Genomic DNA, 9,024 nt, shown 5'->3' with positions numbered 1-9,024 from the left:
GTTCGCTTACCTGTACGGATTGCTGTTCAGCTGCCTGCACGGGCTGGCTTTCGGTTATCTGCACGGCGTCGTCAGCAGACGCTTTCGCGGCCGCCGCTTTCTTCGCTTTGGCGCGGGCGATAGCGGCCTCAACGGCTGCCTTACGCGGATCGACCGGTGCGGCTTCCGGCTGTTCGCTTACCTGTACGGATTGCTGTTCAGCTGCCTGCACGGGCTGGCTTTCGGTCGTCTGCACGGCGTCGTCAGCAGAGGCTTTCGCGGCCGCTGCTTTCTTCGCTTTGGCGCGGGCAATTGCGGCCTCAACGGCTGCCTTACGCGGATCGACCGACGCGGCTTCCGGCTGTTCGTTTACCTGTACGGATTGCTGTTCAGCTGCCTGCACGGGCTGGCTTTCGGTTACCTGCACGGCGTCGTCAGCAGAGGCTTTCGCGGCTGCCGCTTTCTTCGCTTTGGCACGAGCAACTGCCGCCTCAACCGCTGCCTTGCGCGGATCGACCGACGCGGCGGCTGCCTGCACGGGTTGCGCCTGGGCTGCCGCTTCGCCTTCCGTCGTCGCTTTTTTCGCTTTGGCACGCGCGATAGCCGCTTCGACCGCTGCCTTACGCGGATCGCCTGCCTGACGCGTTGCCGGCTCGGTCTCGGACTGCTTTTCAGCCTGCTGCGCGCGCGCCTGCGCTTTCCGCGCTTCACGCTGCGCTACGGCCGCCGCAGTTTCCGCAGCCAATGCGTCTTCGCTGGTTGTCGTCTGCTTCGCTTTCACCCGCTCCAGCGCCGCTTCGACCTCGCCGCGATCCCGCTGGCTAACGGTGCGTTTTGCCTGCTGATGACGGTTTTCACGCGCCAGCTTTTCACGTTCCAGACGGGCCTGGCGTGCTTCAAAGCGCGCTTTTGCCTGCGCGGTGCGCTCCGCTTCCAGATCGATAGCGCGGATCTCCGCTTTTTCCTGGCGGTAATACTGCACCAGCGGAATATTGCTGGGGCAGACATAGGCGCAGGCGCCGCACTCAATGCAGTCGTCAATATTGTGCTCGCGCGCCTTATCGTGGTCGCCGCCCCGGCTGTACCAGTAAAGCTGCTGCGGCAGCAGGGCCGCCGGGCAGGCGTCCGCACAGGCGCTACAGCGAATGCAGGATTTTTCCTCTTCGCTATCGCCCATCTCGCTGGCGGAAGGGGCCAGGATGCAGTTGGTGATTTTCACCACCGGCACGTCCAGCGTCGGCAGCGTAAAGCCCATCAGCGGGCCGCCCATCACCACCATCTGGCCGGGGCCCGGCGTAAAGTCGGCCTGCTGTAACAGATGGCTGATGGGCGTGCCGATGCGTCCCCAGACGTTGCCTGGGCGCTTAACGGCTTCACCGGTCAGGGTCACCACGCGCTCGGTTAGCGGTTCGCCGTCGATAATGGCGCGTTTAACCGCCCAGGCGGTGCCGACGTTCTGCATCAGCACGCCGATATCGGTGGAGCGGCCGCCGTGCGGCACCTCCAGCCCGGTCAGAATTTTAGTGAGCTGCTTAGCGCCACCGGAAGGATATTTGGTCGGGATAACCCGGATCTGCATATCCGTCGCGCCGCCCAGCGCTTTTTTCAGCGCGGCGATCGCTTCCGGCTTGTTGTCTTCGATGCCGATCAGCACGCGCTCGGCCTGCAAGACCCAGCCCAGGATGCGGCTGCCTTCGATGACCTCGTCCGCGCAGTCCTGCATCAGACGGTCATCGGCGGTGATATAGGGTTCGCACTCGGCCGCATTGATAATCAACGTTTTTACGCCGCGCAGCCCGCCTCTCAGCTTGGCAGCGGTAGGAAAGCCCGCGCCGCCAAGCCCGGCCACGCCGGCCTGATGAATACGCTCGACTATCGCCGCGCGCTCATGCTGGCGATAGTCGGCCAGCGGATTTTTTTCAATCCAGCGATCTTCGCCGTCCGGCGTGATAAAAATGCACATTTCCGCCAGCGCGGAAGGGTGCGCCGTCATATGAGGCGCAATATCGTCCACGGTGCCCGAAGTCGGCGCGTGTACCGGCAGCATCCGACCACGGCCAAACGTCAACGGCTGACCGCGCAGCACTTTATCACCCGGCTTCACCAGCATTTCGCCCTCGTGGCCGATATGCTGCTTAAGAGGAATAATAAAGTGGGAAGGCAGCGGCAGCTGGCGCAGCGGCGTGCGGCTGGACTGGGTTTTCATTTCCGGCGGATGAATACCGCCCTGAAAATCCCACAGCTTCTCTTTTTTAAACAGCTTGAACAGGTTACGCATGGCTTTCCACAGAAATGACTTTGACCGGGATAGTTTGCAGATCCCACTTCCAGTTTGCCGTTGTGGTGGCGACCGGACGCATCTCGATGCAGTCAGTCGGGCAGGGCGCGACGCAGAGATCGCAGCCCGTGCAGACATCGCTCAGCACGGTATGCATGGCGCGCGTGGCGCCGACTATGGCATCGACAGGGCAGGCCTGGATGCATTTGGTGCAGCCGATACAGTTTGCTTCGTCAATCCACGCGACTTTGCGCTCGGGTTCCCGCGCCGCTTCGTCGCCCAGCGGCTGTGGCTCGACGTTCAGCAGCGCGGCCAGCTTGAGCATGGTCTGTTCGCCGCCGGGCGCGCACTTGTTGATCTGCTCGCCGTTGTTGCCTACCGCATCCGCATAGGGGCGACAGCCGGGATAGCCGCACTGTCCGCACTGGCTTTGCGGCAAAATAGCGTCGATCTGCTCGACGATAGGATCTTCTTCAACTTTAAATCGGCGCGAGGCATAGCCCAGCAGGCCGCCGAAAATCAGGCCCAGCACGCTTAATACCGCCACCGCAATCCATACTGCACTCATCAGAATTTCACCAGACCGCTAAAGCCCATAAATGCCAGCGCCATCAGACCTGCGGTCACCAGCGCGATAGAGGAGCCTTTAAAAGGCGCAGGCACGTCGGCCAGCACCAGCCGCTCGCGGATACCGGCAAACAGCACCATCACCAGCGAAAAGCCGATCGAGGCGCTGAAGCCGTACAGCGCGGCCTGTAAAAAGGTATGGTTCAGGTTGACGCTCAGCAGCGGCACGCCAAGCACCGCGCAGTTAGTGGTAATCAGCGGCAGAAAAATGCCCAGCAGCCTGTAGAGATCCGGGCTGGTTTTACGCACCACCATTTCGGTGAACTGCACCACTACCGCGATCACCAGGATATAGGCCATGGTGCGCAGATAAACCAGATCCAGCGGCAGCAGGATCAGATGATTCACCAGCCATGCGCAGATCGAGGCCAGGGTGATCACAAAAGTCGTGGCGAGTCCCATGCCAATCGCCGTTTCCAGTTTTTTGGAAACGCCCATAAAGGGACAGAGGCCGAGAAACTTCACCAGGACGAAGTTATTCACCAGCACTGTGCCAATAAAAAGAAGCAGGTAGTCGGTCATTTTTACGCCTGAGAAAAAATAAAAGCGGCTTATTATCGGTCATTCGCGGCCGGACAACAACATCAGCGCGCCGTAGAGCAGCAACGACCGCACGGAGGATTAAATTATTGCCCGTTTTTTCGACACCGAATGCGCCAGAAAGCGTGATTAAAGCGTGCAGTATAGCGGAAGGTGGCAGGCCGACCGTCAACGTAGCCTGTCAGAGATAAAAAAAACCGGGCGTTGCTCAGGCGAGCGGCAACGGCAGCCCGCCTTGATACAGGTTCAGGTTATAAAAACGCTGAGGATGGTACAGCGCGCCCGCGGGGGGAAGAGCTGCAGACTGGAGCAGGTAACAGGATCAGAACGGAAAACCTAAACGACATAATGCCAGACGGATTTGGGTACGCAGCCGAGATCGAACAGACGTCCACCCGAAGCCAGTTCAGCACGACGATGATCGGCGGCGCGATACATATCCATAATCTCTTTATTATCGGTCAGAGAATAGTTGAGATGATCAAACAGCTTCTCCAGGGTATCCGGAGAGCTTACTTTACGAAATTTTAACAGATAGTCTTGAACTGTCATGGTTGCCGTTATGATAAGAAATGAGGAGTTTTAAGTATATGACCAGGCAAGGCGCTGTCTATAGTAGAAAATGCATATTCACAGTAAATTCAGAATAAAGAGTAAGGCATTTCCGCATCCTGCCGCCGTGATTGTCGACTTTAATTAGCATTTGCCCGACTCTTGTTAATAAATGTTATCAGTGTTAATAACTGGATCCAACGGGATGTGGTATTGCTCACAAAATAACGTTTTGCTCTTGCTACAGGCTATTAACGTAAGTCGGCAGATACGGTGCTTCTCTTTGTAATCGCTTTCATGAAGCAGACGGATAAGCGCTTATCTTTATTACACTTATTTAACAATGACTTTTCCGCCTTGACGTATATTTTATCCATATTCCTTTCTTCACTGAAAATCCCTGCCGTTTTGCCCCGCCTTAATTGCTGAATTTTGTGAGCATTGTCGTAAATGTTTTTTTCTGGCTGAGCCACCCTTAAGCGGCAATCACACCCGGATAATGACCCCCGTCAGAGGAACAAACCTATGTGGAAACGTTTACTTTTAACCACGCTGATTGGCGCGGCGCTGAGCGGTAACGCGCTGGCAGAAAACCTAACGGTTGGCTTTTCTCAGGTTGGCTCCGAATCGGGCTGGCGAGCGGCGGAAACCAGCATGGCCAAAAGCGAAGCGCAAAAACGCGGCATCACGCTGAAAATTGCCGACGGACAGCAAAAGCAGGAGAACCAAATCAAGGCGGTGCGCTCGTTTATCGCGCAGGGCGTGGACGCCATCTTTATCGCGCCCGTGGTACAAACAGGGTGGGAACCGGTGCTTGAGGAAGCTAAAGACGCCAAAATCCCCGTGTTCCTGCTGGATCGCGCTATCGTGGTAAAAGATAAATCGCTCTATATGTCCGTCGTCACGGCGGATAACGTGCTGGAAGGCAAGCTGATTGGCGACTGGCTGGTCAAAGAGCTGGCCGGTAAACCCTGTAATGTTGTGGAGCTACAGGGCACCGTCGGCGCCAGCGTGGCGATAGATCGCAAAAAAGGCTTTGCCGAAGCCATTGCTAACGCGCCCGGCATTAAAATTGTGCGCTCGCAGTCCGGAGACTTTACCCGCAGCAAAGGTAAAGAAGTCATGGAGAGCTTTATTAAAGCGGAAAACAACGGCAAGAACATCTGCATGGTTTACGCCCACAATGACGATATGGCGATTGGTGCCATTCAGGCCATTAAAGAAGCCGGCCTTAAGCCGGGCAAAGATATTCTGACCGGCTCGATTGATGGCGTGCCGGATATTTACAAGGCGATGCTGGCAGGCGAGGCTAACGCTAACGTCGAGCTGACGCCTGATATGGCCGGCCCGGCATTCGACGCGCTGGAGAAATTCCGCAAGAACGGCGCCCAGCCGCCAAAAATTATCAAAACCGAATCGAGGCTCTTTTTGCCAGCCGACGCCCAGGCCCAGCTGGATAAGAAAAAAGGAATGGGTTACTGACACCTTTGCCGTCCGCTCGTCGGACGGCGCTGCTTTCGAGGCCAGCCATGACCAGCTCATCGCAAACATTGCCGCTGCTCAGCATCAGCGGACTGAGTAAAAGTTTTCCCGGCGTCAAAGCGCTGGCAGGCGTTTCTTTCGATCTACAGGGCGGTGAAATCATGGCGCTGCTGGGCGAGAACGGCGCGGGTAAATCCACCCTGATTAAAGTGTTGACCGGCGTTTACCGGCGCGATGCGGGCACCGTTACGCTGGCGGGCCAGGCTATCGATCCGCGCAGCACGGCGGAGGCCCAGCAGGCGGGGATAGGTACCGTCTATCAGGAGGTCAATCTGTTGCCCAACATGTCGGTCGCGGACAACCTGTTTATCGGGCGCGAACCGCGTCGGCTGGGGATGATCGATCGCCGCCGCATGAATAAAGAGGCGCGAACGCTGCTGCACAATTACGGCTTTGAGCTGGACGTGACGCGCCCGCTTGGCCACTATTCGGTTGCGATGCAGCAGATTATCGCTATCTGCCGCGCGGTCGATCTCTCCGCACAGGTGCTGATCCTGGATGAGCCAACGGCCAGCCTGGACGCCAGCGAAGTGACGATGCTGTTTACGCTGATGAACCAGCTGCGCGCGCGCGGCATGGGGCTGATTTTCGTTACCCATTTTCTGGACCAGGTATACAAAATTTGCGATCGCATCACCGTGCTGCGCAACGGCCAGTTTGTTGCTACGCGAGAAACGCACGCGCTGCCGCAAATCGAGCTGATTAAGCTGATGCTGGGGCGCGAACTGCTGGAAACCGCCCTTCAACGCGCGGGCAGCACCTTAAAAAGCCATCAGCCGGTGGTGGAGTTCAAAGATTACGGCAGGAAAGGGACGATAGAGCCCTTCAGCCTTAGCGTTCGTCCCGGCGAGGCCGTTGGCCTTGCCGGTCTGCTGGGCTCCGGACGCACGGAAACCGCAGAGCTGCTGTTCGGCATTAAAAGCGCCGACAGCGGCAGCGCCTTCATCAGAGGAAAACCTCGCTCTATCCGCACGCCCGCGCAGGCCTCGCGCGCGGGGATCGGCTTCTGTCCCGAAGATCGCAAAACCGACGGCATTATCGGCGCGGCCTCCGTGCGGGAAAATATCATTCTGGCGCTACAGGCCCAACGCGGCTGGCTCAGACCTATCGCCAGGCGCGAGCAGCAGCAGATAGCCGAACGCTATATCAAAAGCTTAGGCATTCGGACGCCGCATGCCGAACAGCCGGTGGAGCTGCTGTCCGGCGGCAATCAGCAAAAGGTGCTGCTCTCCCGCTGGCTGGTGACCAAACCGCAGTTTCTGATCCTGGACGAGCCGACGCGCGGCATTGACGTTGGCGCGCACGCGGAGATTATCCGGCTAATCGAAACGCTTTGCGCGGATGGCCTGGCGCTGCTGGTTATCTCTTCTGAACTGGAGGAACTGGTCGGCTATGCGGACAGGGTGATTATCCTGCGGGATCGCCGACAGGTTGCGGAGATCCCGCTGGAGGATCTCTCCGTCACCGCTGTGGTTAAGGCGATAGCCGCCGGAGGAACCCATGCTTGAGACAAGGCTGATGAAAAAAACCGCTTCGGGACGGAAACTTCCGCCGGGGATGCCGCAGCTCGCCGCGCTGATCCTGGTGCTGCTGGCGGACAGCCTGGTGGCAAACAACTTCTTTGCCGTGCATCTTCAGGACGGGCGGCTGTTCGGCAGCCCGATTGATATTCTTAATCGGGCCGCGCCGGTAGCGCTGCTTTCAATCGGCATGACGCTGGTGATTGCCACCGGCGGCATCGACCTGTCGGTAGGCGCGGTGATGGCGATTGCCGGTGCCACGGCGGCCACGCTGACCGTTTCCGGACACAGCCTGCCGGTCATCGTGCTCGCCTCGCTGGGCAGCGGGCTGCTGTGCGGCTTGTGGAACGGCGTGCTGGTGGCGCTGTTAAAAATCCAGCCTTTTGTGGCGACGCTGATTTTAATGGTGGCCGGGCGCGGCGTTGCCCAGCTGATTACCCAGGGGCAAATCGTCACCTTTAACAGCGACTCGCTGGCGCAGTTGGGCAGCGGCACGCTGTTGCTGCTGCCGGTGCCGGTATGGATAACCCTGGTCGTGGCCCTGCTGGTCTGGCTGCTGGCAAGAAAAACCGCGCTGGGCATGTTTATCGAAGCGGTGGGGATTAACCTGCGCGCCGCGCGCAACGCCGGGGTCAACGGCTGGGCGGTGGTGATGACAACCTATATCATCAGCGGACTGTGTGCCGCCGTGGCGGGGCTGATTGTCGCGGCGGATATTCGCGGCGCGGACGCCAACAATGCCGGGCTGTGGCTGGAGCTGGACGCTATCCTCGCCGTGGTTATCGGCGGCGCTTCGCTGCTGGGCGGCCGGTTTAACCTGCTGCTGTCGCTGCTGGGCGCGCTGACTATTCAGGCCATGAATACCGGCATTCTGCTTTCCGGCTTTCCGCCGGAGCTGAACCAGGTGGTCAAGGCCGTGGTGGTGATGGCAGTGCTGCTGCTGCAATCGCCCGCCTTTCTGCAACTGTTTAAGCGAGGTCGCCGTGATTAAACGCTATTTGCCGTTAATGATTACGCTGCTGGTGTTTGTGGCGGGCTACCTGTTCTGCCTGGCGCAGTATCCCGGCTTCGCCTCCACCCGCGTGATCGCCAATATCCTGACCGATAACGCCTTTTTAGGGATTATCGCCGTTGGCATGACCTTTGTGATCCTCTCCGGCGGCATCGATCTGTCGCCGGGCGCGGTGATCGCTTTTACCGGCGTTTTTCTGGCGCGGGCCATTGGCGATTTTCATCTCGATCCCTGGCTGGCGTTTGCGCTGGTGATGGTGCTTGGCTCGGCATTCGGCGCGCTGATGGGCTGGCTGATCGACGCGCTGAAAATGCCTGCTTTTATTATCACGCTGGCTGGCATGTTTTTTCTGCGCGGCAGCAGCTATCTGGTGTCGGAAAGCTCTATCCCCATCGATCATCCGCTGTACGGCACGCTCTCTTCGCTGGCCTGGAAAATTCCCGGCGGCGGGCGGCTCAGCCTGCTGGCGCTGATTATGCTGGTGGTGGTCGCGGCGGGGATCCTGCTGGCGCACCGTACGCGCTTTGGCAACGAAGTCTATGCTATTGGCGGTAATATCACCTCCGCGCGCCTGATGGGCATCGGCACGCGCAGCGCTACCGTACGTATCTATATGCTCTCTTCCGCGCTGGCGACGCTGGCGGGCATCGTGTTTTCGATCTATACCTCGGCCGGTTACGCGCTGGCGGGCATGGGCGTAGAACTGGACGCCATCGCGTCGGTGGTGATCGGCGGCACGCTGCTCTCCGGCGGCGTCGGCACGGTGCTCGGCACGCTCTTTGGCGTGCTGATCCAGGGGTTAATCCAGACCTGGATTAACTTTGACGGTACGCTCAGCTCATGGTGGACCAAAATCGCCATTGGCATCCTGCTGTTTGCTTTTATCGCGCTGCAAAGGCTGCTGACGGCAGTCTGGGATCGCCAGCAGAATGCGCCGGTGAAGCGTCTGAGCTGACTCGACTATTTTTTGCCGA

Annotated in this window: 8 protein-coding genes; 4 read left to right on the top strand and 4 right to left on the bottom strand. The window is 58.7% G+C overall.

The annotated features are described in order from the left end of the window. From rsxC to ydgT, 4 genes are all read right to left on the bottom strand, one after another. Nucleotides 1–2,257 (bottom strand): electron transport complex subunit RsxC (rsxC, locus tag QCD69_RS02955; RefSeq protein ID WP_301250965.1); only part of this gene is annotated, 2,257 nt, incomplete at its 3' end. Then, entirely contained in the window at nucleotides 2,250–2,825 is a 576-nt protein-coding gene (gene rsxB / locus QCD69_RS02950) for an electron transport complex subunit RsxB (RefSeq protein ID WP_125290113.1), read from the bottom strand. The genes rsxB and rsxC, both read right to left, overlap by 8 nt. Then, on the bottom strand, nucleotides 2,825–3,406 hold the full coding sequence (gene rsxA / locus QCD69_RS02945; RefSeq protein ID WP_034914646.1) for an electron transport complex subunit RsxA: 582 nt from the start codon (nucleotides 3,404–3,406) through the stop codon (nucleotides 2,825–2,827). The genes rsxB and rsxA overlap by 1 nt, the downstream gene beginning before the upstream one ends. 354 nt (nucleotides 3,407–3,760) lie before the next feature. Beyond that, a complete protein-coding gene (gene ydgT / locus QCD69_RS02940) occupies nucleotides 3,761–3,976 on the bottom strand; it encodes a transcription modulator YdgT (protein ID WP_125290112.1) in 216 nt (71 codons plus the stop codon). 525 nt (nucleotides 3,977–4,501) lie between these two features. Between ydgT and ytfQ the strand changes: the two genes are divergently transcribed. The 4 genes from ytfQ to yjfF are packed head-to-tail and all read left to right on the top strand — an operon-like array spanning nucleotide 4,502 to nucleotide 9,005. Next, entirely contained in the window at nucleotides 4,502–5,458 is a 957-nt protein-coding gene (gene ytfQ, locus QCD69_RS02935) for a galactofuranose ABC transporter, galactofuranose-binding protein YtfQ (RefSeq protein ID WP_253454359.1), read from the top strand. 47 nt (nucleotides 5,459–5,505) lie between these two features. Beyond that, the gene (gene ytfR, locus QCD69_RS02930; protein ID WP_253454358.1) at nucleotides 5,506–7,026 is read left to right on the top strand and encodes a galactofuranose ABC transporter, ATP-binding protein YtfR; all 1,521 of its coding nucleotides are present in this window, start codon (nucleotides 5,506–5,508) and stop codon (nucleotides 7,024–7,026) included. Further along, nucleotides 7,019–8,029, top strand: coding sequence for a galactofuranose ABC transporter, ATP-binding protein YtfT (ytfT, locus tag QCD69_RS02925; protein WP_253454357.1), 1,011 nt, complete (start codon nucleotides 7,019–7,021; stop codon nucleotides 8,027–8,029). The genes ytfR and ytfT overlap by 8 nt, the downstream gene beginning before the upstream one ends. Beyond that, nucleotides 8,022–9,005: a galactofuranose ABC transporter, permease protein YjfF gene (gene yjfF, locus QCD69_RS02920; protein ID WP_253454356.1), complete on the top strand. Its 984-nt coding sequence runs from the start codon at nucleotides 8,022–8,024 to the stop codon at nucleotides 9,003–9,005. The genes ytfT and yjfF overlap by 8 nt, the downstream gene beginning before the upstream one ends. Nucleotides 9,006–9,024: the final 19 nt, after the last annotated feature.

The organism is Erwinia sp. PsM31 (assembly GCF_030433775.1).
GTDB classification, from domain to species: domain Bacteria; phylum Pseudomonadota; class Gammaproteobacteria; order Enterobacterales; family Enterobacteriaceae; genus Erwinia; species Erwinia aeris.
The sequence above is the reverse complement of the archived record's forward strand: the minus strand, read 5'-3'. Positions and strand labels throughout refer to the sequence as shown.

Bases quoted from the DNA above. Each gene is read 5' to 3' on its own strand.
- ytfQ (WP_253454359.1), top strand. From the start codon at position 4,502: ATGTGGAAACGTTTACTTTTAACCACGCTGATTGGCGCGGCGCTGAGC.
- ytfR (WP_253454358.1), top strand. From the start codon at position 5,506: ATGACCAGCTCATCGCAAACATTGCCGCTGCTCAGCATCAGCGGACTG.
- rsxA (WP_034914646.1), bottom strand. From the start codon at position 3,406: ATGACCGACTACCTGCTTCTTTTTATTGGCACAGTGCTGGTGAATAAC.
- rsxB (WP_125290113.1), bottom strand. From the start codon at position 2,825: ATGAGTGCAGTATGGATTGCGGTGGCGGTATTAAGCGTGCTGGGCCTG.
- ydgT (WP_125290112.1), bottom strand. From the start codon at position 3,976: ATGACAGTTCAAGACTATCTGTTAAAATTTCGTAAAGTAAGCTCTCCG.
- ytfT (WP_253454357.1), top strand. From the start codon at position 7,019: ATGCTTGAGACAAGGCTGATGAAAAAAACCGCTTCGGGACGGAAACTT.